This is a genomic window from Micromonospora sp. CNZ296 (assembly GCF_007827635.1).
Genome location: NZ_VISW01000006.1, coordinates 170,897 through 194,857, shown reverse-complemented (window position 1 = coordinate 194,857; position 23,961 = coordinate 170,897). Strand labels below are relative to the sequence as shown.

The following is a 23,961-nucleotide window of genomic DNA, read 5'->3' as shown; positions in this document are numbered from 1 at the left end:
CGCCGGCGCAGCCCGTCGACGTCGGGCGCGATGTCGCCGGGGCGGGGCGCGTCACCGAGCGCGGCCGGGTCGGCGACGGTCTCCCCGACCAGCGGGTGGCCGACGCCGCGCCGGCGCAGCCCGTCGACGTCGGGCGCGATGTCGCCGGGGCGGGGCGCGTCACCGAGCGCGGCCGGGTCGGCGACGGTCTCCCCGACCAGCGGGCTGCCGGCGTAGCTGAGCAGCATGGACATCTCCTGGAGGAACTGCCGTTCCAGGTCGGCGCGGTCCACCTCCTCGGTGCCGGCCATCCGTACCGCCCGGCCGACGATCTCCTCGCCCTCCGGCCGCCGCTCGGTCTCGTAGCTGTCGAGCAGGCCGGGCGCGGCGAGCCCGCGTACCGCCAGGGCCAGCTTCCAGGCGAGGTTCCAGGTGTCCTGGATGCCGGTGTTCATGCCCTGGCCGCCGGCCGGCGGGTGCAGGTGGGCGGCGTCCCCGGCGACGAACACGCGACCGTCGCGGTAGCGGTCGACGATGCCGTGGCTGATCCGGAACACCGACGACCAGCGCAGGTTGCTCGCCCGGGTGCCGGGCGGCGCCAGGCGGTCCAGCGCGGCCTGCACGTCCTCGATCGTCGGTTCGTCGAGTTCCTCGCTGAACCCGGGCGGGGCGTCCCGTCCGCCGGTCTGGGCGAAGAACCGGGGCGGGGCGAGGGTGGCGATGCGGTAGCGGTGCTCGCCGCGCAGCGGTACGCAGACGAGCATCCCGTCCATCTGCCCGTCGGTCATGTGCAGGAACCGCAGCAGGTGCCCGTCCGGCATGTCCCAGTCCACGTCGACGTCCACCAGCATGAACAGTTGCGGGAACCGGCCGAGCCCGCCGGTGAAGGTGAGCCCGAGCCGCTCCCGTACCCGGCTGTGCGCGCCGTCGGCGCCGACCAGGTACGCCGCGCGTACCGTCTCGGTGCCGCCGTCGGCGGTGCGGACTGTGGCGGTCACGCCGTCGGCGTCCTGGGTGAAGTCGACGAGTTCGGCACCGCGCTGCGGGCGGACCCCGAGCGTGGCCAGCCGGGCGGTGAGGATCCGCTCGGTCTCGTACTGCGGCAGGCCGAGGTGGGCGTACGGCAGGCCGGGCAGTTCCCAGCTCATCCGGTGGGTCTGCTCGCCGTTGACGAAGACCGTGTTGCCGGTGAGCCAGATGCCGGCGTCCATGGCCTCGCGGACGACGCCCTGCTCCTCCCAGATCTCCATGGTGCGGCAGTGCACACCGATCGCCTTGTCGGCGTGGCCGGGCGGGGTGGCCTGCTTGTCGATCACCAGGCAGTCGATGCCCCGCCGGGCCAGTTCGACGGCGGCGGTCAGCCCGGTGGGCCCCGCCCCGACGACGAGTACGTCTGTTGTCCTGTGCACGTCGGCCTCCCAGCCCGTGGTGGGTTGTCGGCGGCCGTCCGCGTCGGGCACGACGTGGAACAGCCGGCGCCGGATGTCGAGAAGGAACGGCGCGATCGGCCCGGCCTGCGCCGAGGCGTGGGCCGGGTCGCCGATCCAGGCGAGGAACGGCGCGGCGCCGTCCCACTCGGCGAAGATGTGGTGGATGTCCGAGCCGGGCTCCCGCAGCAGTTGTTCGCGGCGGTAGCCGGGTATCGCCGCCATCCGCCGGACCACCTCGGGGTAGCCGCTGTGGAACTCGGCGAGCCGGTCGAGCGGCACTGTCAGTTCGACGTCCACGTAGACCGGACCCGTCCCGTCCCCGGTCTCGCGCATCAGCGGGTAGCCGGGGTCGCCGTCCGGCTCGGTCAGCGGCCGGAGCAGGTCGGCCAGGCGGGCCGCCACCGGCCCCCGCCGGTACGCGCGCAGCGCCGCCTCGTCGGCCCACTCGGTGACGACGACGAAGCCGCGCGGGTCGAGGGCGTCGCGCAGCAGCTCGTGCCGCAGGTTGCCGACCAGCGCGCCGAGCTGCCCGGCGACCGTCTCGAAGGCCGGCCCGACCGCGGGCTCGCAGCCGGTGCGCGCGCGCAGCCGGAGCATCGTCCTGATCATGCAGCCCCCTCGAACGGTGCCGTCGTCGTGCCGCGACCCTGCCGCAGCGCGCGTCACCCGCTCGTCACCGTCGACCCGCCGCACGTCCGGTCCCGGTGACGCCGCCGGGACGGCGGCGCTTATTGCAAAACTTTGGCAACAAGCCTCGACAGGTCCACCGGCGGTAACTATCGTGAGCGGCATGACTCCTTACGATTTGGACGTGCGGGCCTGGCAGGAGAGCTGGGACCGGCAGCAGGAGGCGTACCTGCCCGACCGGGAGCACCGCTTCGCGGCGATGCTCGACGCCGTCGAGGCGGTCGCCGGCGACCGGCCGCCACGCGTCCTCGACCTCGCGGGCGGCACCGGATCGATCAGCCTGCGGACGCTGGCCCGCCGGCCGGACGCCGAGGTGACGGTGCTCGACCTCGACCCGGTGCTGCTCACACTCGCCGAGGCGGCGCTGGCCGGGCGGGCCACTGTGGTGACCGCCGACCTCAACCGGCCCGACTGGGCCGCCGCGCTGCCGCACCGCGACTACGACGCCGTGCTCACCGCGACCGCCCTGCACTGGCTCGACGGTCCGCGCCTCGCGCGGTTGTACGGCGAGATCCGCGACGTGCTGCGCCCCGGCGGGGTGTTCGTCAACGCCGACCACATGCCCGACGAGGGGATGCCGACGCTGACCGGCCGACTGCACACGCGGGCCGGCGAGCAGCGGGCGGCCCGGCACCGCGCGGGCGCGGCGCTGTCCTGGTCGGACTGGTGGGAGCAGGCAGCCGACGATCCGGTGCTCGGGCCGCTGGTGGAGAAGCGGCGGCAGATCTACCCGACCGGGCACAGCCCGGAGTGGAACCCGCCCGCGACCTGGCACCTGGACGCGCTGCGCGCGGCGGGCTTCACCGAGGCCGGCGTGCTCTGGCGCGGCGGCGCGGACGCCGCGGTGGCCGCACTGCGCTGACCCCGGCGGCGCAGCCGGCTCGGCGGCGACCGACGCCGCGCGGGCGCCCGAGGGCGGCGGGCGGTCAGGACAGCAGTCGGGCCAGTTCGGTACGCGAGCGGACGCCCAGCCGGTGGAAGACGTTGCGCAGGTGGTGGTCGACGGTCCGGGTGGACAGGCACATGCGGGTGGCGATCTCCCGGTTGGTCGCCCCTTCCGCGACCAGCCGGGCGATGTGCAGTTGCTGCCCGGTCAGCAACTGCTCCGGGCCGTGCCGCACCGGCCCGACCGACTCCCCCGCCGCGCGCAGCTCCTCCCCCGCCCGGTCGGCCCAGACGGCGGCGCCGAGCAGGGTGAACGCCTCCCGGGCCCGGTGCAGGTGCGCGCGGGCGTCCCGCGGCCGGCGCCGGCGGCGCAGCTCGCGGCCGAACAGCAGCTCGGTGCGGGCGCGCTCGAACCGGTCGGTGTCGGCCGGGTGCAGCCGCAGCGCCGTGTGGAACTCCCGTTCGGCCTCCGGACCGCCGCGCGGCGCGAGCAGCGCCCGGCAGCGCGCGGCGAGCGCCCGCCGCGACGGGCTCGCCGTACTGCTGGCCCAGTGGTCGAACACGGCGAGCGCGGCGGCCGGCCGCCCGCCGTCGTGGGCGGCGGCCTCCACGAGGTACGGCGTGGCCATCACCTGGACCAGCACCTGCCCCCGGCCGGTGCGGGTACGGGCCAGCGCGGACAGCCGGGCCACCGCGTCGGCGTACCGGCCGTCGATCAGGTCCAGCACGCCGAGCGCCCAGCGGGCGTAGGCGTCCGGCCGGCTCCCCGGCGCGGCCCCGTCACCGATCTCGGCGATCCGGGCCAGCGCGGCGTCCCGGTCGGCGCGGACCGCGGCCAGCACGGCGAGGATGCCGAGGTGCACCTGGGCGCACACGTGCTGGCCCGTGGCGCGGGCCGCGCGCACGCCCTCGCGGGCGGTCTCCGCCGCGGCCTCGTGCCGGCCCAGCCAGTACTCGGCGACCGCCCGCAGCTCCAGCGCCCGGGGCAGCAGGGACAGCTCGCCGCGTGAGCGGGCCGCCTCGGCCGCCCGGCCGGCGAGCCGGTGCGCGGGACCGTCCACTGCGACCAGCAGTGCGGCCGCGGCGGCGCAGACGAGCGCGCCGGGGGTGAGCGCGGGCCCGGTCAGCCGGCCGCCGAGGACGACGACCCGGCGCAGCGCCGGGCCGCCGCGCGCGTGGTCGCCGCGCAGCGTCGCCCCGACGCCCGAGGCGAACGTGGCCAGCAGGTCGAGCTCGGGCGGGTCGCCGGGCCGCCGCAGCGCCTCGGCCCGGCGGGCCACCTCGGCGTACCGGTACTGGTCGCCGGTGACGCAGATGGCCTCGCCGGCCCGGACCAGCGCCAGCAGCGCGGCCCGCCGGTCGGCCGGCGCGACCGCGTCGGCGGCGGCCAGCAGCGTGACGACCGCGGCGGCGGGCGCGTCGCAGCGCAGCTGCATGTCGCCGCGGAGCAGGTCGGCCCGGCCCTCGACGGGCGACGCGGCGGGCAGGCGTCGCAGCAGCCCTCGGGCCTGGTCCGGGTCGCCTGCTGTCCAGGCGCACCGCGCGGCCGCGACTGTCAGTTCGGCGGCGCGGCCGGGGTCGGGGCTCAGTTCGGCGGCGCGGCGCAGCACGACCGCCGCGGCGGCGCGGTCCGGCACCTCGTCGACAGCCGCGCTCAGCTCGGCGGCGAGCACGTCGGAGGGACAGTCGGCGGCGGTGGCGTGGCGCAGCGCCCGGCCCAGCGTGCCCTCGGCGAGCGTGCCGGCCAGCAGCAGGTGCGCCGCGCGCAGGTCGGCGAGCGGCGCGACGGCGGTGATCATCGTGCGGGCGAGCGGGTGCGGGAACGTCACCCCGCCGGGCCCGGTGCGCAGCAGTCCGGCGGCCTCGGCGGGAGCGAGCGCCTCGACCGTCAGCCCGGCCGCCCACGCGGCGCGGACCAGGGTGCCCGGGTCGTCGCCGGGGTCGAGCGCGGCGAGCAGCACCATCCGCCGGGTCGGGACCGGCAGCCGGTCCAGGCGGGCCCGGTACGCGGCGGCGAGCGCGCCGTCCACGGGCGGCGCGTCGGGCAGCGGCGCCTCGCCCCGCCACTGGGCGGGGGTGAGCGTGCCGGCCAGGTCGGTCAGCGCCGCCGGGCTGCCCCGGCTGAGCGCGGCCAGTGCGGCGGCGACCGGCGCGGGCGGCCGCTCGCGGAGCCCGGCGAGCATCGCGTGGCACTCGTGGGCGTCCAGCGGGCGCAGCCGGTGAGCGGGTACGCCGTCGACGGTGGCCGGTGCGGTCGCGGTCAGCAGCATCGCCACCGGCAGCCGGCGCAGCCGGCGCGCCACCACGGCGAGCGTCCAGGCGCTCTGCGGATCGCCGGTGTCGAGGTCGTCCACCGTGCACAGCATCGGCCGGTCCGCGGCTACGGCGGCGAGCAGGGAGCGCACCGCCGCGGCCAGGGCCAGCCGCTGCTCGGCCGGGCACCCGTCGCCGCCCAGCGCCCGGCGCAGCAGCCGGCGTTGCCGCACCGGGAGTGCGGTGTCCGCGTCCAGCACCGGGTCGAGCAGGCGGTGCAGCCCGGCGTAGGGCAGTGTCGCCTCGTCGGCCAGGCCGCCGCCGGCGAGCACCGCGCGCTGCCCGGCCCACCTGCGGGCGTACGCCAGCAGCGCGCTGCGCCCGGAGCCGGGCGGCCCGTGGAACAGCAGGGCGCCGCCGTCGTCGCGGTCGAGGAGCCGGCGGATCGCGTCGCACTCGTCGTCCCGGCCCCGCAAGGCTATATGCACTGTCGATGCAGAAACCATGCATGCAGTGTCACAGATGGGCAACCCGTCGGAAAAGAGGCGGACACGCTCCCGGGGTGGCCGCCGTGGCGACCACCCCGGGAGCGGAGGGGATCAGGAGCTGGGGCAGGTGTTGCGGTACTCCTCGATCGCCGACCCGGTCGGACCGGGGCAGAGGAACTGCTCGTAGCGGGTGTCGTCGTCGACGAACCGCTTCAGCCACGCGACCGTCTGCTTCGCCGTCGGCGTGTTCACGGTCTGCGGGAAGAAGTGGCTCGCGCCGTTCAGCTCCAGGTACGCCTTCTCCGAGGACGCCGGGATGCTGTTGTAGAACGGGATCGAGTGGCTCGCCACCGGTGCCACGCTGTCGCTCTCGCCGCCGATGATGAGCGTCGGCACCCGTACGTCGGACCAGGTCTTGTCCAGGTTCCACGGCGCGAGCGGGACGGCGGCCTGCAACGACGGCCGGGCCGCCGCGGCCTCCAGGCTGCCGCCACCACCCATCGAGTGCCCGGCCACTGCCAGCCGGGAGGAGTCGATCCGGCCCCGGACCGAGCTGCGCTGGGTCAGGTAGTCCAGCGCGGCCAGGAGCTGGCGGCCCCGGCTGTCCGGCTGGTCCAGCCGCGTATTGGTCTCGATGCCGATCACCACGAAGCCGTGCGAGGCGATCCGCGGCCCCAGCCAGCTCAGGCTGGACCACGAGGCGGTGTAGCCGGGCGAGATGGCGACCGCGCCGAAGGTGCCCTCGGCGGTGCTGGTCGGGTAGTAGATGACGCCGCCGCCGAAGCCGGTGACGCTCAACGAGGAGACGTTGATCGAGGAGGTGGCGAACGGCCCGCGACTGGCCTCCAGGATGGCGTTCGTGGGCGCCGGGCCGCGCTCGTAGGGGCTGGCCGCGTTCGCGGCGACCGGGACGGCGAGGGCGCCGCCGGTGGCGAGCAGTGCGGCCACGGCGAGGCGGGCCAGGGCACGGACGGAGGTACGGGAACGGATGGTGGTGGGCACGTCGGTCACTCCTTGCGCCGGAATTACATCGACATGCGTCAGCATCCGCGCCCGGACCGCCGACGCGCATCGGTGAAATCACCGGTCCCCCGGCACCGACGGTGACCCGGCCGTGACATGCACGGCGGACGATTGACCCCATGCATCCGACCCGACGGCGCCTGACCCGGCGGCACCTGCTCGGCGCCACAGCGGCGGCGGGCGTCACCGGCCTGGCCACCGGCTGCGACCCGGACCGCCCGGCGGCCGGGACCGCGGTGTCCGACGACGCGCCCGCCCTGGATCCGGCCAGTTGGGACAGCGTCCGCGCCCAGTTCGCGCTCGACCGCTCCCGGGCGCACCTGGCCACGTTCGTCTTCGCCCCGCACCCGGCCCCGGTACGGGCCGCCGTGGCCACCCACCGCGCCGGCCTCGACCGGGACGCCTCCGGCTACCTGGCCGCGAACGAGGAACGGCTGGACCGGGCGGTGCTCGCCGCGGCGGCCGGGCACCTCGGCGCCCGCTCGGACCACATCGCGCTCACCGACTCCACGACCATGGGCCTCGGCCTGGTCTACAGCGCGATCCGACTGCGACCGGGCGAGGAGGTGCTGACCACCGAGCACGACTTCTACGCCACCCACGAGGCGCTGCGGCTGCGCGCCGAACGCGACGGGGTGACAGTACGCCGGGCCCGCCTCTACCGCGACGCGGCCACGGCCGGGGCGGACGAGATGGTCGCGGGACTGACCGCGGCGCTCACGCCGCGTACCCGGGTGGTGGCGCTGACCTGGGTGCACTCCAGCACCGGCGTGAAGCTGCCGGTACGCCGGCTGGCCGAGGCGGTCCGCGAGCGCAGCCCGGAGGCGTTGCTCTGCCTCGACGCGGTGCACGGGTTCGGCGCCGACGCGTCCACACCGGAGCAGCTCGGCTGCGACGTGCTCGTCTCCGGCTGCCACAAGTGGCTGCTCGGGCCGCGCGGCACCGGCCTGGTCTGGGCCGCCGAGCGGGCGTGGGCCCGGATGACGCCGGTGATCCCCAGCTTCGACAGGCGCGGCATCGGTCGCTGGCTCGCCGGCGGCACGGGTGGGCAGCCCGTGCCACCGGGCCCGGCGCACACGCCCGGCGGCTACCACAGCTTCGAGCACCGCTGGGCGCTCGCCGACGCGTTCGCGTTCCACCGGCGCATCGGCCCGGCCCGGGTCGCCGGGCGCACCCGGGAACTCGCGGACCTCCTCAAGGAGGGGCTGGCCGGGATCCGGGGCGTCCGGCTGGTCACGCCGCGCGACGCCGACCTGTCCGCCGGGGTGGTCTGCTGCGAGGTGCCGGGCGTGCCGGCGGACCGGGCGGTGGACCGGCTGCGGTCGGCCGGCGTGATCGCCAGCAGCACGCCCTACCGGCCGTCGTACCTGCGCTTCGGCGCGACGATCGCGAACGGCGAGCAGGACGTGGAGGCGGCGCTGCGGGCGGTCCGCACGCTGGTCTGAGCCGCTCCGGCTGTCACTCGGTGAACTCGCAGAAGGACAGCACCCTGTCGAACCGCCGGGCGGCGAGGTCGTCGTGGCGGATCAGGAACCGCGCGTTGACGTACTCCTCGTCCGGTACGCCGAACTGGGCCAGTGGCACCCACTCGCGCATCACCCGCTGCTCCTCCTCGTACAGAGCCACCATCTGCTCCTGGCGGGGTAGCGACCTCGCCTGCCGCTCCCGCTCCATCATGATCACCTCGGGCGGGTCCTGCGCCGAGATGGTTTGACATCCTCTCCGCCCTAAGGGACGGAGATTCCCTCCACGCTGCGCGTGGAACACGCGGCGTCCGGGTGGGTTCCCGCTTCGTTGCGCGCCGCCGGGACGAGCCCCGGTCTTACGTGCGCTCCACGGGCGTTGAAGTCCGCCTGCCCGGCGGCCTTGACGTTCTTCGCGGCGTTCACGTCCCGGTCGTGGGCTGCCCCGCAGGGGCAGTCCCACGCTCGGACGTTGAGCGCCATCTTCTCGTTGATCCGGCCACAGTCGGAGCACATGCGGGTGGACGGGAAGAACCGATCCACCCGGCCGAAGGTGCGTCCGTACCGGGCGGCCTTGTACTCCATCATGGCGGTGAAGCTGGCCCAGCCCGCGTCGTGCACGGACTTCGCGAGCCGCGTCCGGCCGAGACCGACGACGCACAGGTCCTCGACGTACACCGCTTGGTTCTCGCGGATGATCGCCGTGGACAGCTTGTGCTGCCAGTCCCGCCGCATGTCGGCCACCCGGGCGTGCGCCCGTGCGACCTTGACGACGGCCTTCTTGCGGTTGGCCGAGCCCTTCTGCTTGCGGGACAGGTCGTGTTGCAACCGCTTGAGCTTGCGCGCGGCCCGGCGCAGGAACGTCGGCGCCGCCACCTTCGTGCCGTCCGAGAGCACCGCGAAGTGGGTCAGGCCCAGGTCGATCCCGACCTCGGAGTCGACCGGCGGTAACGCCTCGTCCTCGCCCGTCTGCACGACGAACGACGCGAAGTACCGTCCGGCCGCATCCCGGATGATCGCCACCGATGACGGGTCTGAGGGCAGCGTCCGGGACCAGCGGACTGCGAGGTCGCCGATCTTCGGCAACCGCAGCCGGTCGTTGTCGAGGACCTTGAACCGGGAGTTCTTCGTGAAGCGGATGGCCTGCCGGTTGTCCTTGCGGGAGCGGAACCGGGGAGGTGCGACCTTGCGGCCCTTGCGCTTGCCCGTGATCGAGTTGAAGAAGTTGCGGTACGCGGTGTTCAGGTCCGCCAGTGCCTGCTGCAACACCACGGTGGAAACCTCTCCCAGCCACGCGCGTTCCGGCGTCGCCTTCGCCTCGGTGATCAGACGCCGGGACAGCTCCCCGTCGGAGATGTACTTCTCCCCCGCCTCCCGGGCCTGCTGACGCAGGCGCAGCCCGTCGTTGAACACAACCCGCGCGCACCCGAACGCCCGCGCCAGCTCGATCTGCTGGCCAGGCGTCGGGTACACGCGGTAGTTGTACCGGAGCTGCACACACACAAGTGTACACAAGGTTACGATGGCGACTATGAGTGACACCCGCGAAAATGAGATCAGCGTCCGCGAGCTGCGCAAGACGCTCGCCGGAGCGCTCAACGGCGTCGCCGTCTACGGCAAGACCCTTTACGTGACCAACCACGGACGCCGGATCGCTGCCATCGTGCCGGTCCCCGTGGCCGAGCAGAACGAGCGGGCGCGAGGTTAAGGCACTGCTCGGGCCTTGGCGGCCCTCCCAGCGCGGGCCTTCCCCGGCCTGAAGGCCGGAGCACTGGCCCGCACTTCGGTAGCCGCCGATGAAGACGTCCTCCGGCAGCCACGACTGCCGCTCCGGCCAGAGCTGCTCGGCCAGCGCACTCATTGAGGTGCGGCATGTCGCGCAGCAGCCGGATCTGGGTGGCGCTGAGCCACTCCTCCGAGCGGTCCAGCCAGTCCGGCAGGTCCGCCTGGACGGCGGCGTACATCTCGTGCTCGGGGGCGAGGAACGGCTCCAGGTCAGGGGCCTTCGCGTGGCCGCACCGCCGGTGACCAGGTCACGTCGTAGCGCTCGGCGGCCACCGCCTCGGCGAACGCGGTCGCCGCCGCCGGCGAGCCGGCGATGCGCCAGTCCTTCTCCTTGTCCACCTCGAACCAGATCAGCCCGATCAGGTTCGGATAGCGGGGCAGGGCGCGGAACGTGTCCCGGATCCACCGGGCCTTGTGCCCGGCGGCGTCGGCGGCGCCGGTCTCGGTGACCACGAGCGGCTTGCCGGTGACCTTGCGGATCTCCGCGATCGTCGGGCCGAAGATCTGGTCGAACGACCAGTACGTCTTGGTGAAGGCGCCGCTGCCGTAGTAGCCGGTGACACCGACCCAGTCGACGTACTCGTCGCCCGGGTAGAGGCCGGTGAGCCCGGCGGTCGTCTTGTCCCAGCGGGCGTTCGGGCTCCACACCCAGGTGACGTTCGTGGCGCCGGCCTCGGCGAAGACGTCGTGCACGTGCCGCCAGGCGCGGACGTAGTCGCCGGGGCGGTTGCCGTTGGCCCGCTCGCACCAGGGGTACCAGTCGCCGTTCATCTCGTGCGCGAAGCGGATCGCCACCGGGTAGCCCAGCGACCGGACGCCGTCGGCCCAGGAGCGCAGGTACGCGTCGAAGTCGCCGCGCGCGATCCGGGACAGCCGGTAGTCCGGCTGGGTGGCGCGCAGCCGGTCGATCTGCCTGTCGGTCAGCTCGGTGCGGCGGGCCGCCTTGTCGACCGTGTGGTCCCACGGCTCCCAGCCGAGCATCGGCATCATGCCCCGCTCGGCGATCCGGTCGAACAGGCTCCGGTCGAACGCGGCCGACACCCAGTCCGCGCCGAAGAGCATCACCTGCGGCGACCGCCCGGCCGCGTCGGCGAACCGGTCGACCGGCGCGAAGTCGTACGGTCCCTTGTCGGTCATCACCCCGAAGAACGCCTGCCCGGCCGGCGGGAACGGGCCGCCGCGCGGGCTCGGCACGACCGCCGCCGGCACGTCGGTGCTCGCCTGCGGCGTCGCCGGGGCGGGCCGCCGCACCGCGGCGTCGGTGGCCGGGTCGCGCCACGCGCCCGGCGCCACCACGAAGGCGTACGCGAGCAGCAGCACTCCGGCCAGCGCCAGGCCCATCCGGGGCAGCGTCGGCCTCAGCACGGCACACCACCCTCGGCCACGGTCCGGGGCACCACCTGGGGCTCCCGGGTCACGCCGGCTACCCGGTCCCGGCGCGCCCGCAGACTCTCCACCCAGGAGATCAACGGCGGCGCGAGCCCGGTCAGCAGCGTCAGCGCCGGCCATACCCGCAGCAGCGGGTAGTCGTGGTCCAGCGCGAAGCTCGCCGCGAGCAGTCCGGCGGCGGCAAGCGCCCAGCACAGGTGCAGCCGGAACGTACGCGGCGACTCGACGGTGCGCAGCGCGCCCTTGGCGGTGACCACGAAGCCGAGTTTGCGGCGCAGCAGGGCGCCCACCGCCGCGGCCACGTAGACCGGTCCCGCGAACAGCGCGAGCGCCATGCCGGCCATGCCCACCTCCTCCCGCTCGTGCGGGGCGATGTTGAAGCGGCGCAGCCACAGCCAGAGCAGGAACCAGGTGCCGATGGTGGACCCCCACAGCGTCGCCCAGACCTGCGGGTCGAGGCGACCCGCGTCGACGCCGGTCAGCAGGTACAGCGCGGTGGCCGCGTTACCCAGCAGCAGGCTCACCGCCACGCTCGGGTAGTAGAACTGGAGCAGCCGGTACTGCCAGCGACGACGGGACGGCAGGTCGCGCGGTGTGCGCAGCTCGCGCCGGAGCAGGATCTCGCAGATCCCGGCCGCCCAGCGCTTCTGCTGGTTGAAGTAGTCCGCCCAGGAGGTCGGTCCCTCGCCGAGCGCCACCACGTCCGGGGTGTAGACGCCCTTCCACCGGTTGCCGGTGGCCGGGTTGACGGCGGCGTGCACGCGGATGCTGGTGAGGTGGTCCTCGATGATCGAGTCCTGGTAGCCGCCGATGGTCCGCCAGGCCGCCGGCCGGTAGAGGTGCCCGGTGCCGGTCAGCAGCGGCGCGTCCAGGCCGTTGCCGCCACGGGCGATCAGCCCGTTGTAGAGGTACTGCTGCACCGAGGCGCCGTGGGCGACGAAGTTCTGGTGCATGTTGCCGTACACCTGGGGGGTCACCACGAACGCGACGTCCGGGTCGCGGAAGTAGCCGAGCGTGCGTTCCAGGAAGTTCGGCAGCGGCACGTGGTCCGGGTCGACGTTGGCGACCACGTCGTAGCGGTGCTCGTGCTCGGCCCGCCAGGCGTTGTGGTTGCCGGACTTGGTGCGGGCCCGGAACTCGCCGCCGGGCCGGTTGTACTCGGGCCGGCCCTTGCGGGTGAAGTGGCGTACGCCCAGCCGCGCGGCCATCGCCCGGACCGCCGGGTCGTCGCCCTCGTCGAGGATCCACACGTCGACGTGCCCGCAGTAGACGATCTCCCGCAGTCGGCGCAGCGTCCGCTCGGCGACCTCGATCGGCTCCTTGCTCGGCACGATGGTGGTGAGCAGGGCGACCCGCAGGCCGACCGGCGGGTCGACCGGCACCGGATCCCGGGCGTGGAAGGCGAAGACCCAGACCACCACGTTCTGCGCCAGGCGGATCAGCTCGACGCCGACGACGACGCAGAACGCGAGCCGGGCGGCGACTGTCTGCCAGCCGCCGAGCCCGACGACGCCGGGGCCGGGTACGTGCTGGGGCAGCAGCAGCCAGCCGACGAAGACCAGCCCGGCGGCGCTGTTGACGAGCACCAGCAGCGTCAGCACCAGCCGCGCGGTGACCGAGGCGGTGGGCCGGAACTCGACCGCCGCGTCGGGGCGCCGGGGCGGGCGCAGCGGACCGGCGGTGGCGCCGCAGCGCGCGTACGCCAGGCGGGCGCGGACGTTGCGCTGCCGGCGGTCCGGATCGGCCGGCGTCCCGGGCGGGACGGGTGCGATCGGGCGGGCGCCCGGCGGCCCGGCCGTCGTGGCGCGGGACGGGCGTGTATCGGCGGCGACGGCCACGTTTCCCCCATGGTCTGCTTCCGGCTCAGGAGCCGACCGAATGCTAAGCCGACAATCAACCGCAAAAAGGGCGAATCAGGCAGACATCGCCCGTTCGTCGACCGGTCACGCGGTCAGCCGGGAAGCTGGGCCGCCACGGCGAGCAGCGCGACGAGCACCAGCACGGCGACGACCCCGGCGGCACGCGCCCGGGACAGGGCCACCCCGCCGAGCACCGCCCAGGCCGGCACCGTGAACAGCAGGTTCACCGCCGACCAGACCGGCACTGCCTGCGCCAGCGCCAGCAGCCCGAGCGCCGGCACCAGCGCCCAGGCGGTGCAGATCGCGGCGGCGTACCGCAGCGGGAGGCTGAACAGGGCCAGCCCGGCCAGCACGCCGCCGAGCGCGGCGACGCCGAACAGGTCCCCGGGCGTGGCCGCGAGCACTGCGGCACCGGGACGGGCGCCGGACGCGAGGCGCCCGCCGTCACTCAGGCCGGAGGCGAGCAGCGCGGCGACCGGGAGCAGCCCGAGGGCCACGGCGGCCAGCCACCGGAGAGCACAGCGGCGACGGAACGCCAGCACGACCCAGCCGTGGCCGGCGAGCAGCAGCAACGCCACCGGCTGGCACACGCCCAGCAGCAGCACCGCGCCCGTGTAGGGCACGAGCCGGCGCGCGCCCGGCCGGTCGAGCGCGGGCACCAGCAGCCAGGTGGCGAGCACGGCGGCGAACACCGCCAGGGCGTACGGCTGCGCCTCCTGCGCGTACCGGATCGAGGCCGGCAGCACCGCGAAGATCACGCCGGCGAGCAGACCGGCGGCGGGCGTGGCGATCCGGGCGGCGAGCGCGCCGACGAGCGCCGCGGCACCGACCATGGCCAGCAGGGACGGTACGCGCAGTGCGAGGTCCGCCGCGCCGAACAGCGCCGTCCAGCCGCGCATGAGCAGGTGGTACGGCCCGAGCGCGAGGTCGTCGCCGGTCAGCGTGACGCCGATCCCCGGCCAGGGCGACGTGGCCGCGCGCCGGGTCGCGAGTTCTCCGGTGCTCGCCCCGGATTCCGTGATCCGCGCGGCGCCGAGCGCACCCATCAGGACCGCCGGCACCAGCCACGCCACGATCCGCCACCGGAGCACGCCGGTCGCGGCGCGGACGGTGACCCGGCGCGGCCGGTCCTCGCCCCACGGATCCTCGACCGTGGCGTCCCCGAGCCGGGGCAGGACCATCGTGTCCGCGTCCATCATCGTGACTCACGCATCCCTGTGGGTGCCGGCGACGGGGATCCAGCCGACCGGGCGGCGAGGCGCGATCCGCGCGTGGCGGGCGGCACCGGAAGCCCCGGGTCACGGGCTGGATGACACCCTGGAGCCTACTGAGCCAAAAACGGCATAACGCCAATATGCCCTGAAAGGGTCCGCCGGTCGCCCCGTGGACGACCGGCGGACCCGGCTCAGCGAAGGTCGGTCGTCGTCCAGCGGGGCGAGGCGGCGGTGATCGCGGCGGTGTCGCCGGTCAGCGTCGTCCGCGCCTGGGCGTCGCGCCGGGCGCTCGTGCCGACCCAGACGTCGACCTCCCCGGGCTCCACCACCCGGGTGAGCGTGCGGCCGGTGAACGCCAGCCGCGTGGTGGGGACGGTCAGCTCGACGGTCACCGAGGCGCCCGGCTCCAGGCGCACCCGCCGGTAGCCGAGCAGCTGCGCGACCGGCCGGGTCACCGAGGCGACCAGGTCGCGGCCGTAGAGCTGCACCACGTCGTCACCGGCGACCGGGCCGGTGTTCGTCACGCGCACCGACACCCGCAGCGCCCCGTCGGTCGGCACCTCGGCCGGCACGGTCAGATCGGTGTACGCGAACGTGCTGTAGGACAGCCCGTGCCCGAACGGCGCCACCGGAGTCGCCGGCAGGTTGGTCCCGTTCATGCCCTCCCCCAGCTCCGGGTGCAGGTACGAGTACGGCTGCGCGCCGGCCGAGCCGGGCAGGCTGACCGGCAGCCGGCCGGACGGGTTGACCCGCCCGGAGAGCACACCCGCGATCGCCCCGGCGCCCTCCTCGCCCGGGAAGAACGTCTGCACCACCGCCGCGCACCGGGACAGCGCCCAGCCGAGCGCGTACGGGCGGCCGGTGAGCAGCACGAGGACGACCGGGGTGCCGGTGTCCAGCACCGCCTCGACGAGCTGCCGCTGCACGCCGGGCAGCTCCAGGTCGTCCCGGTCGCAGCCCTCGCCGACGGTGCCGCGGCCGAACAGGCTCGCGTGGTCGCCGACCACGAGAACCGCCACGTCGGCGGCGGACGCGGCGGCGACCGCCTCGTCGAACCCGGACCGGTCCGCCGAGTCCACCTCGCAGCCGGCCGCGAAGGTGACCCGGTCGGCGCCGAACTCGGCGCGCACCGCCTCCAGCACTGTCGGCACCTCGAACCCGGTCTCCACGCCCGGGTGGTGGGCCAGCACGTGGTTGAGGAACGAGTAGCAGCCGAACAGCGCGCCCTGCCGGTCGGCGTTCGGGCCGACCACGGCCACCCGCCGGCCCGCCGGCAGCGGGAGCACGCCCCCGTTGGCGACCAGGACGACCGACTCCTCGGCGAGCCGGCGGGCGATCGCCCGGTGCTCCGGCGAGTCGAGGTCGATCGCGCCCGGCGGCTCGTCGTCGAACGTGGCGTCGAGCAGTCCGAGTTCCTGCTTCTGGCGCAGGACCCGCAGCACCGCCCGGTCGACCAGCGCCTCGTCGACCTTGCCGGCCCGCACCGTCTCGGTCAGGGTCAGGTAGGCGTCGCCGGTGGGCAGCTCGATGTCGAGGCCCGCGCTCAGCGCCTGCACGGCCGCGTCCGCGTTGTCGGCCGCCACGTGGTGCAGCAGGTTGAGGAAGGCGACCCCGTAGTAGTCGGCCACCACGGTCCCGTCGAACCCCCACCGGTCCCGCAGCAGGTCGGTGAGCATCGTCGGGTCGGCGGCGACCGGCACGCCGTCGATCTCCGCGTACGAGTGCATGACGCTGCGCGCGTCACCGTCGAGGATCGCCATCTCGAACGGCGGCAGCAGCACGTCGGCGAGTTCCCGGGGACCGGCGTGCACCGGGCCGAAGTTGCGCCCGGCCCGCGAGCCGGAGTAGCCGGCGAAGTGCTTCAGCGTCGCGAGCACGCCCTGCGACTGGAGCCCCCGCACGTACGAGGTGCCGATGGTGCCGACGAGGTACGGGTCCTCGGCGATGCACTCGTCGACCCGGCCCCAGCGGGGATCCCGGATCACGTCGAGCACCGGGGACAGTCCCTGGTGGATGCCGAGCGCGCGCATCGAGGCCCCGATCGCCGCCGCCATCTCGGCGACCAGATCGGGATCGAACGCGGCGCCCCAGGCCAGCGGCGTCGGGAAGGTGGCCGCCTTCCACGCCGACAGGCCGGTCAGGCACTCCTCGTGCACGATCGCCGGGATGCCCAGCCGGGTGCCGGTCACCAGGTCCCGCTGGAACTTCCACAGCCAGGCCGCGCGGGCCGCGGCGTCGACCGGGCGGGTGCCGTAGGCGCGGGTGAGGTGACCCAGCCCGTGCCGGGAGAAGTCCTCGAGCCGGCCGGTGTCGGCGAACTCGCCCTGCAGGGGCGCGACCGCCTCACCGTCCTCCTTCTCCCAGAACCCGACGAGCTGCGCGACCTTCTCCTCGATCGTCATGCGAGCGAGCAGTTCCCGTACGCGCGCCTCGGCGTCGTGCCCGTCCGGCCGGTCGTGGTCCGAACCTGCCTGAGCCGGTACCGGCCCGTCCACCACCGCGTGGACCTCTGTCATGGTGTGCCTTTCCACTGGTTGTGCTGGTACCGCTGCCGCTCAGCCCTTGACCGCGCCCTGGAGGCCGCCCACGATCTGCTTCTCCGCCAGGGTGAAGAACAGCAGCGCCGGCAACATCGCCAGCGACGTGAAGGCGAGGACGCCCGCGGTGTCGGTGGTGTACTGGCTGGAGAAGTTCTGCACGCCCAGCGGCAGGGTGTGCAGGTTGACGTCCCCCAGGACGAGCAGCGGCAGGAGGAACGCGTTCCAGCTCGCCACGAACGCGAGGATGCCGACGGTGACGACCGCGGGCCGCGACAGCGGCAGCACGATCCGCCAGAGGAAGCCGAGCCGGCCGGCGCCGTCGATGGCGGCCGCGTCCTCCAGCTCCCGCGGGATGGCCGACAGGAACGGCCGCAGGATGACGATCGTCAGCGGCAACGAGAAGGCCACCTGCGGGAGGATCACCGCGTAGTAGGAGTTGATCAGGTTCAGGTCGCGCAGCATGAGGTACAGCGGCAGGATCGCCGCGCCGGCCGGGAACAGCAGGCCGAGGGTGAAGAAGGTGTAGAGCCCCTCGCGGCCCCGGAACGTGTACCGGGCGAGCACGAACGCGGCGGCCATGCCGAGCACCACCACGCCGAGCGTGGTGCCGAGGGCGACCACGGCGCTGTTGAACGCCTGCTTCCAGAAGCCGCTCTGCGTCAGCACTCGGTAGTAGTTCTCCCAGACCCACGGGTCCGGCAGGCCGGCCGGGTCGTTCACGATCTGCGGCGTGGTCCGGAAACCGCCGACGACGACGTACACGACGGGTGCGATCGAGACGGCCGCGACCGCGAGCGCGATCGCGTACGTCAGCGGCGCGCTCCACTGGACCGGCCGGCGCCCGGCCGAGGGGGCGGGTACGGAGTTCACGGCCACTGTCACTTCCCCTTCCGGGTGATGGCGCCCTCGATGTCACGGCGGAGCAGGAAACGCTGGAACAGCAGCGCCGCGACGAAGGAGATGGCGAACAGGATCACGGCCACCGCGTTGCCGTAGCCCCAGAGCCGGGCGAAGAAGCCGTTGTCCACCATGTACGTCGCCATGGTGGCCGAGGCGCCGAGCGAGCGCACGGCCGGCACCGAGGTCACCCAGACCATGTCGAAGACCTGCAACGAGCCGATCATCGACAGGAACATCCAGATCCGGATGGTGGGGCCGAGCAGCGGCAGCGTGACGTGGCGCTGGATCTGCCACCAGCTCGCGCCGTCGATCTCCGCGGCCTCGTTCAACTCCTGCGGCACGTTCGACAGGCCGGCGAGCAGCAGGATGATGGCGAAGCCGACGTACTTCCAGGTGAGGACGAACAGCAGCGTCCAGATCACCACGTCCAGGTCGGCCAGCCACGCCTGCACCAGCCCGCCGAGCCCGATCGACTGCAGCAGCGCGTCGAGCGTGCCGTTCTCGGTCAGGATCAGCTTCCACATGATGCCGACGGTGACCTCGGCCAGCACGTACGGCACGAACACCAGCAGGCGGAACGCCGAGCGCCCGCGGAAGCGGCGGTTGAGCAGGAGGGCGATGCCCAGCGCGACCGGGCCCTGGATCAGCAGCGACCCGAACACGATGATCGCGTTGTTGCGCAGCGCGTCGAGGAAGATCGGGTCCTGGAAGGCGAGCGTGTAGTTGCGGAAGCCGACGTACTCGGTGGGCGGGCCGACGCCGCGCCAGCGGAACAGGCTGTAGTAGAACGCGAAGCCCATCGGCACCAGCACGAACATCACGTAGATGACGATCGCGGGCGTGGTCAGCCCGATGATCTCGTACCACTTGCGACGGGTCTCGGCGCGGCGGGAGGCGGCCCGTGCGCCGGGCCGGAGGCCCGCCGGCGGCGCTTGCGCACCGACGGCGGGCGTACGGGTCTGCGATGCGGACGTCACTTGCTTGCGGCCGCCTTCATGGCCGAGACGACCTTCTCAGGTGTCCCGTTGCCGGCGAAGATCGCGACGATCGCGTCGTTCATCGCGGTGCCGACGGTGCTGCCGTAGGCGGTGTCCAGCCAGAGCTGCACGTAGGTGGCGTCGGACGTGGCCTGGAGGATCGACTTCAGGGCCGGGTCGGTGACGCCGTCGGCCGCGCCCTTGGCGACGGGCAGGCCGGTGCCGGTGGCGGCGTAGCCCTTCTGCACCTCGGGGCTGACGAGGTACTTGAGGAACTCGACGCACTCGGCCGGGGCGTTCTTGGAGCAGGCGAACCCGTCGCCGCCGCCGAGGGCCGCCTTCGGGTCACCGGCGGAGCCGGAGATCGCCGGCACCGGGAACCAGCCGAGGAACTTGCCCAGGGCCGCCTTGTCGGTGGCGACGGTGTCCAGGGTGCCGCGGTTCCAGTCACCCATCAGCTCCATCGCGGCCTTGCCGTTCGCGAGCAGGCCGTTGGCGCTGGTCGGGTCGTTCTGACCCGGCGTGGCGATGAAGTTGTTCTGGAACGGCTTGGTGTCGATGAAGGTCTTGAGGTCCTGGCCGGCCTTGACGAAGCACGGGTCGTCGAAGTTCCGGTCCTTGGTCGCCTTCTTCAGCGTGTCGACCGAGCAGGCACGCAGCGCGAAGTTGTACCACCAGTGCGCGGCGGGCCACTTGTCACCGGCGCCGAGGGCGATCGGGATGACGTTGATGGTCTTGAGCTTGGTGACCGCGGCGTTGAGTTCCTCGAAGGTGGTCGGCGGCGCCGTGATGCCCGCCTTCGCGAACATGTCCTTGTTGTACCAGATGCCCTCGATGCCCATCCGGTACGGCAGGCCGTACTGCTTGCCTTCGACCTGCCAGATCTCGGCGGCGTTGCCGATGTCGGCGACCTCGCCCTTCACCTGGTCGGTGATGTCCTTGAGGTAGTCGGCCTCGACCTGCTCGCGCATCTCGCCGCCGCCCCACGCCTGGAAGATGTCCGGCGGGTCGTTGCTCAGCAGCGCGGCGGGGAGCCGGGTGCGCTGGAGCTGGTTCGTCTCGATCGCCTCGATCTCGATCTTGACGGTCGGGTGGGCCGTGGAGAAGTCCTTGGCGACCTTCTCCCAGTACGTCTTGCCGGGCCCGTCCTGCGACGCGTTGTGCCACCAGGTCAACGTCACCGGGTTCTTGTACAGCTCACTCTCGGCGGCCTTCTCCTCGTCGCCACCACCACTGCACGCGGAGGCCAGCAGAGCACTTGTCACAAACAGTGCCAGGACGGCGCCAGCACGGCGCTTCATCACCATAGATGTCTCCTCGACCACTCAGTCGGGTTACCTGCCGGGGAGTTTTACAGGGCCGTAACGTGAAGTCAATCGGTATCGATAACGTTTTCGACATCGTCTTCGATCGACCTGAGAGAGCCCTCTATCATCGTCGGCGTGGTGTTCCAGGAGCGCGTCAAGATGTCGGACGTGGCACGTACGGCCGGCGTCTCGGTGGCAACCGTATCCAAGGTTGTCAATGGCCGATACGGCGTCGCGCAGGCCACCGTCGAGCGCGTCCAGCAGGTCATCCACGAGCTCGGGTACGAGGCCAGCCTGGGGGCGCAGAGCCTGCGCAGCCACCGCACGAACGTGCTGGGCATCCTGGTCGCCGAGTTCGAGCCGTTCTCGACCGAGCTGCTCAAGGGCGCGTCCCGGGAGGTCGCCGGCAGCGGCTACCAGTTGCTCGCCTACTCCAGCGATGACGGGGAGGGCGCGGCCATAGGGTGGGAGCGGCGCTCGCTGGCCCGGCTGTCCGGCACACTCATCGACGGCGCGGTGATCGTGACGCCGACAGTGGTCGAGACCAAGCACGGCTTCCACGTGGTGGCCGTCGACCCGCACACCGGCCCGTCCGGTCTGCCCACCGTCGACTCCGACAACTTCGCCGGCGCGGTGCTGGCCACCGACTACCTGCTGTCGCTCGGGCACCGGCGGATCGCGCACATCAGCGGCCGCCCCGACCTGGAGTCGGCCCGCCTGCGCGAGGCCGGGTTCCGCAAGGCGATGGCCGACGCGGGCCTGACGGTGGACGAGCGGCTCGTGCGGGTCGGCGGGTTCCGCACCGAGAGCGCCGCGAGCACGGCCGCCGAGCTGCTCGCGCTCCCCGACCGGCCCACCGCGATCTTCGCCGGCAACGACCTCTCGGCCATCTCCACGGTGGACGTCGCCCGCGGCCTCGGCCTCGGCGTACCGGACGACCTGTCGGTCATCGGCTTCGACAACATCCCGGAGTCGGCGCTCGTCGACCCTCCCCTCACCACGATCCGGCAGCCGCTGCAACGCATGGGCGCCGAGTCACTGCGTCTGCTGATCGACCTCATCGCGGGCGTCGAGCGGGACACGCACATCCGGCTCCCCACCGAGCTGGTCGTCCGGGCCTCCTGCCGCCCGCTGCGCTGAGGCGCCACCTCACCCTCCCGGCCCGGGTGATTGACGGACGGCTATCGGCGTCCGTAATGTTTCGGGCTACTTCCGGAAGCGAGACCGGAAGTTTCGGAAGCCCGCACCGTCCGTCCACCCGGGCGCCCGCCGGTCCGTTCCACGCCGCGGCGTTCCCGGCACCGCCACCGCCGGCCTCCGGCCGCGCGCACCCTCCCGAAAGGAACGACCATGAAGCTGAGACGTTGGCTCGCCGCCGGCGCCGTCGCCGTCGCGACCGCCACCGCCCTCAACGTCGTCCCCGCGACGGCCGGCCGCCCCTACGACCCGGCCGCGCAGAGCCTGCGCGAGCTGGCCAAGCGCCACGGCCTGTACGTGGGCACCGCCGTCGACATGGCCGCCCTCAACGACGCCGCCGAGCCGCGGTACCGCGAGCTGGCCGCGTCCGAGTTCTCCACCGTCACCGCCGAGAACGTCATGAAGTGGGAGAGCCTCGAACCCACCCGGGGCACATACAACTGGGGGCCGGCCGACGAGCTGATCGACTTCGCCCGCAAGAACAACCAGCGGGTCCGGGGCCACGTGCTGGTCTGGCACAACCAGTTGCCGGCGTGGCTGACCAGCGGCGTCGCGGACGGCTCGATCAGCAAGGCCGAGCTGCGCCAGATCCTGCGCAACCACATCACCGCCGTGGTCACCCACTTCAAGGGCAAGATCTGGCAGTGGGACGTGGTGAACGAGGCGGTCAGCGACCCCTGGGACACCCCGTCCACCCTGCACTACAAGGGGTTCTGGGCGCAGAACCTCGGGCCCGGCTACATCGCCGACGCGTTCCGCTGGGCCCGCGCCGCCGACCCGAAGGCGCTGCTGTTCTACAACGACTACAACATCGAGGCGTTCGGCTCCGGCAACCCGGCCGACGACAAGACGCAGTTCGTCTACGACATGGCCCGTGACCTGCGGGCCAAGGGCGTGCCGATCGACGGCGTGGGCGCACAGGGCCACCTCGGCACCCAGTACGGCAACTTCAGCACGCTCCAGGTGGCCGCGGCCCTGCGCAAGTTCGCCGGGCTCGGGCTGGCCACGGCCCTCACCGAGGTGGACGTGCGCAGCCAGATCACCGAGGGGGTGGAGGCCGGCGACTCCGCGGAGATCAACCCGCGTCTGCAGGCGTCCGCGGCGAACTTCAGCGTGCTGATGCAGGCCTGCCTGGCCGAGCGGCACTGCCTGTCGTTCACCCTCTGGGGCTTCACCGACAAGCACTCCTGGGTACCCGGCGCGTTCTCCGACCCGCCGGAGGGCCTGGCCACCGTCTACGACGAGAACTACCAGCCGAAGCGGGCGTACCACGAGCTGAAGGCCGACCTGATCTTCTCCGGTCCGCCATACGTGCTGCCGCGCATCCCGCAGCACCCGCGCCGCTAGACGACCGGCGCACCACGGCGGGGCCGGTCCGGTGACCGGCCCCGCCGCCTGTGCCCGGCCGGCACACGCTCACGCCGCCCGGCGCCGGCCCAGTTCCGACTCCAGCCGCCCGATGAGCGTCTTGCGGGCCTTGCCGCCGCGTTCCCGGCGCAGCGCCGCGTCGAGCTGACGGGTGTCGAGGTCACGGACCAGCTTGACCGCCTCGGTAACCGGCAACTCGTTGATCTGCTCGGCGGCCGTGGCGTCCCGGCGGGCCCGCTTCGCCGGGCCGGTGTTCGGCACGTACTGGCGGCCGGAGCGCGACGCGCGGCGCTTGCGGGTGTCGGTGGCGCGCCGCTCGTTCTCCGACAGCTCCTCCCACGCCTGTTTGGGCAGGTAACGGCGGGTTTCGCCGCCGTTGCGGGCGCGCGTATCGCCGCTGCGGGTCTGCCACTTCTCGCCGCCCCAGCGTTGCAGCGAGCGCTGCCGTGCGTCCTTCGGGCCCTCGAATCCCCCGCCGGCCTTCTTGTACTCGTTCGTCAGCAGCTGCGACTTGCGGGCCGACCACTGCCCCGGCCGTCCGCCCTTGTCGGAGGCGCGGATCTCGGCCTTGAGGCGCTCCCGCAGTTCCGGCTCGGTGTACTTCGCCATGACGCAGCGTTACCCGGACCGGGAGCGGCCATGCCGGTCAGCCGAGCGCCGGCCGATAGACCAGATCCATCGTGTCGGTGCGGCCCGACCAGTCCAGCCGCAGCCGCCAGCACCCGGCGGCCGGCAGGTCGACGATGGACGGCCCGGGTCCGCCGGGCACCTCCCGGACGGCCCGGGCACCCGTCCCGTCGAGCGTCGCGGTGATCACCAGGGGGCTGAGTTGCGCCGGTTCGGACCGGCCGGGATCGGGGCGGGCCACCCAGAGGATCTTGTTGTTCGCGCCGTCCCCGCGCGCGTGCACCAGCGGGTACGCGAACAGGATCGCCACGATGTCGCCCCCGGTGCCGAAGACGTGCCGCACCCGGGTGTCGCCGGTGAACCCGGCGTCCGCCCAGTCCGGCAGCCGGCCGGTCTCCAGCCGCTCGGCACAGGCCGACGGCGCGGCCGGGCCGGTGGCGGGCGTGGTGCCCGGGGCCGTGTCGGGCACGCCGGCCGGGCCGGTGCACCCGGCCAGCAGCAGGACCGACACCAGCAGGACTCTTCTCGGAACGGACATCCGGCCTCCCCCGTCGACGACTCTCGTCAACAGGACACCGCCCGGCGCCCCG

19 protein-coding genes are annotated in these 23,961 nt (G+C 73.4%); 5 read left to right on the top strand and 14 right to left on the bottom strand.

Annotated elements, in window-relative coordinates; translation table 11 throughout:
* The coding region (locus tag FB455_RS12685; protein WP_486481528.1) for an FAD-dependent oxidoreductase at positions 1-2,018 on the bottom strand (2,018 nt) is incomplete at its 3' end.
* Positions 2,019-2,199: 181 nt separating this feature from the next.
* On the opposite strand from FB455_RS12685, the gene FB455_RS12680 reads away from it, so the two are divergent.
* On the top strand, positions 2,200-2,958 hold the full coding sequence (locus FB455_RS12680; protein WP_030268514.1) for a class I SAM-dependent methyltransferase: 759 nt from the start codon (positions 2,200-2,202) through the stop codon (positions 2,956-2,958).
* A gap of 64 nt (positions 2,959-3,022) precedes the next feature.
* On the opposite strand, the gene FB455_RS12675 is transcribed toward FB455_RS12680, so the two are convergent.
* Positions 3,023-5,740, bottom strand: coding sequence for a helix-turn-helix transcriptional regulator (locus FB455_RS12675; RefSeq protein ID WP_030268512.1), 2,718 nt, complete (start codon positions 5,738-5,740; stop codon positions 3,023-3,025).
* Between the two features lie 93 nt (positions 5,741-5,833).
* Entirely contained in the window at positions 5,834-6,724 is an 891-nt protein-coding gene (locus FB455_RS12670; RefSeq protein ID WP_013286782.1) for an alpha/beta hydrolase family protein, read from the bottom strand.
* Positions 6,725-6,864: 140 nt separating this feature from the next.
* Between FB455_RS12670 and FB455_RS12665 the strand changes: the two genes are divergently transcribed.
* Positions 6,865-8,190: an aminotransferase class V-fold PLP-dependent enzyme gene (locus FB455_RS12665; protein ID WP_030268509.1), complete on the top strand. Its 1,326-nt coding sequence runs from the start codon at positions 6,865-6,867 to the stop codon at positions 8,188-8,190.
* A 13-nt stretch (positions 8,191-8,203) separates the two neighbouring features.
* Here FB455_RS12665 and FB455_RS12660 read toward each other — a convergent pair whose 3' ends face one another.
* Both FB455_RS12660 and FB455_RS12655 read right to left on the bottom strand, forming a co-directional pair.
* Positions 8,204-8,419, bottom strand: coding sequence for a YwqG family protein (locus tag FB455_RS12660; protein ID WP_255367961.1), 216 nt, complete (start codon positions 8,417-8,419; stop codon positions 8,204-8,206).
* Between the two features lie 53 nt (positions 8,420-8,472).
* On the bottom strand, positions 8,473-9,705 hold the full coding sequence (locus tag FB455_RS12655) for an RNA-guided endonuclease InsQ/TnpB family protein (protein WP_145753481.1): 1,233 nt from the start codon (positions 9,703-9,705) through the stop codon (positions 8,473-8,475).
* Between the two features lie 34 nt (positions 9,706-9,739).
* Between FB455_RS12655 and FB455_RS12650 the strand changes: the two genes are divergently transcribed.
* Entirely contained in the window at positions 9,740-9,916 is a 177-nt protein-coding gene (locus FB455_RS12650) for a hypothetical protein (RefSeq protein ID WP_225319553.1), read from the top strand.
* A gap of 287 nt (positions 9,917-10,203) precedes the next feature.
* Here FB455_RS12650 and FB455_RS12645 read toward each other — a convergent pair whose 3' ends face one another.
* The 7 genes from FB455_RS12645 to FB455_RS12615 all read right to left on the bottom strand — a co-directional run bounded on the left by FB455_RS12645 (position 10,204) and on the right by FB455_RS12615 (position 20,137).
* Positions 10,204-11,358 (bottom strand): glycoside hydrolase family 26 protein, encoded by a 1,155-nt coding sequence (locus FB455_RS12645; RefSeq protein WP_030268506.1) that lies wholly within the window; start codon positions 11,356-11,358, stop codon positions 10,204-10,206.
* Positions 11,352-13,220 (bottom strand): glycosyltransferase family 2 protein, encoded by a 1,869-nt coding sequence (locus tag FB455_RS12640; RefSeq protein WP_030268504.1) that lies wholly within the window; start codon positions 13,218-13,220, stop codon positions 11,352-11,354. The genes FB455_RS12645 and FB455_RS12640 overlap by 7 nt, the downstream gene beginning before the upstream one ends.
* A gap of 113 nt (positions 13,221-13,333) precedes the next feature.
* On the bottom strand, positions 13,334-14,440 hold the full coding sequence (locus tag FB455_RS12635; RefSeq protein WP_145753478.1) for a glycosyltransferase family 39 protein: 1,107 nt from the start codon (positions 14,438-14,440) through the stop codon (positions 13,334-13,336).
* Between the two features lie 206 nt (positions 14,441-14,646).
* A complete protein-coding gene (locus tag FB455_RS12630) occupies positions 14,647-16,971 on the bottom strand; it encodes a beta-xylosidase/alpha-l-arabinosidase (RefSeq protein WP_013476462.1) in 2,325 nt (774 codons plus the stop codon).
* 39 nt (positions 16,972-17,010) lie between these two features.
* Positions 17,011-17,877: a carbohydrate ABC transporter permease gene (locus FB455_RS12625; protein WP_047890392.1), complete on the bottom strand. Its 867-nt coding sequence runs from the start codon at positions 17,875-17,877 to the stop codon at positions 17,011-17,013.
* On the bottom strand, positions 17,874-18,872 hold the full coding sequence (locus FB455_RS12620) for a carbohydrate ABC transporter permease (protein ID WP_013286792.1): 999 nt from the start codon (positions 18,870-18,872) through the stop codon (positions 17,874-17,876). The genes FB455_RS12625 and FB455_RS12620 overlap by 4 nt, the downstream gene beginning before the upstream one ends.
* Complete coding sequence (locus FB455_RS12615; protein ID WP_232236588.1) at positions 18,869-20,137, bottom strand: ABC transporter substrate-binding protein; 1,269 nt, start codon at positions 20,135-20,137, stop codon at positions 18,869-18,871. The genes FB455_RS12620 and FB455_RS12615 overlap by 4 nt, the downstream gene beginning before the upstream one ends.
* 177 nt (positions 20,138-20,314) lie before the next feature.
* Between FB455_RS12615 and FB455_RS12610 the strand changes: the two genes are divergently transcribed.
* Positions 20,315-21,319, top strand: a complete 1,005-nt coding sequence (locus tag FB455_RS12610) for a LacI family DNA-binding transcriptional regulator (protein WP_145753476.1) — start codon at positions 20,315-20,317, stop codon at positions 21,317-21,319.
* Positions 21,320-21,529: 210 nt separating this feature from the next.
* On the top strand, positions 21,530-22,723 hold the full coding sequence (locus FB455_RS12605; protein WP_013286795.1) for an endo-1,4-beta-xylanase: 1,194 nt from the start codon (positions 21,530-21,532) through the stop codon (positions 22,721-22,723).
* A 69-nt stretch (positions 22,724-22,792) separates the two neighbouring features.
* Here the strand turns inward: FB455_RS12605 and FB455_RS12600 are convergent, their stop codons facing one another.
* A complete protein-coding gene (locus FB455_RS12600) occupies positions 22,793-23,353 on the bottom strand; it encodes a DUF5872 domain-containing protein (RefSeq protein ID WP_013286796.1) in 561 nt (186 codons plus the stop codon).
* A gap of 37 nt (positions 23,354-23,390) precedes the next feature.
* Entirely contained in the window at positions 23,391-23,909 is a 519-nt protein-coding gene (locus tag FB455_RS12595) for a hypothetical protein (RefSeq protein WP_145753474.1), read from the bottom strand.
* Between the last annotated feature and the right edge of the window lie 52 nt (positions 23,910-23,961).

Coding starts and splice junctions, on each gene's coding strand:
- FB455_RS12680 (WP_030268514.1), top strand. CDS start 2,200: ATGACTCCTTACGATTTGGACGTGCGGGCCTGGCAGGAGAGCTGGGAC.
- FB455_RS12675 (WP_030268512.1), bottom strand. CDS start 5,740: ATGGTTTCTGCATCGACAGTGCATATAGCCTTGCGGGGCCGGGACGAC.
- FB455_RS12665 (WP_030268509.1), top strand. CDS start 6,865: ATGCATCCGACCCGACGGCGCCTGACCCGGCGGCACCTGCTCGGCGCC.
- FB455_RS12660 (WP_255367961.1), bottom strand. CDS start 8,419: ATGGAGCGGGAGCGGCAGGCGAGGTCGCTACCCCGCCAGGAGCAGATG.
- FB455_RS12650 (WP_225319553.1), top strand. CDS start 9,740: ATGAGTGACACCCGCGAAAATGAGATCAGCGTCCGCGAGCTGCGCAAG.
- FB455_RS12635 (WP_145753478.1), bottom strand. CDS start 14,440: ATGATGGACGCGGACACGATGGTCCTGCCCCGGCTCGGGGACGCCACG.
- FB455_RS12630 (WP_013476462.1), bottom strand. CDS start 16,971: ATGACAGAGGTCCACGCGGTGGTGGACGGGCCGGTACCGGCTCAGGCA.
- FB455_RS12605 (WP_013286795.1), top strand. CDS start 21,530: ATGAAGCTGAGACGTTGGCTCGCCGCCGGCGCCGTCGCCGTCGCGACC.
- FB455_RS12600 (WP_013286796.1), bottom strand. CDS start 23,353: ATGGCGAAGTACACCGAGCCGGAACTGCGGGAGCGCCTCAAGGCCGAG.
- FB455_RS12595 (WP_145753474.1), bottom strand. CDS start 23,909: ATGTCCGTTCCGAGAAGAGTCCTGCTGGTGTCGGTCCTGCTGCTGGCC.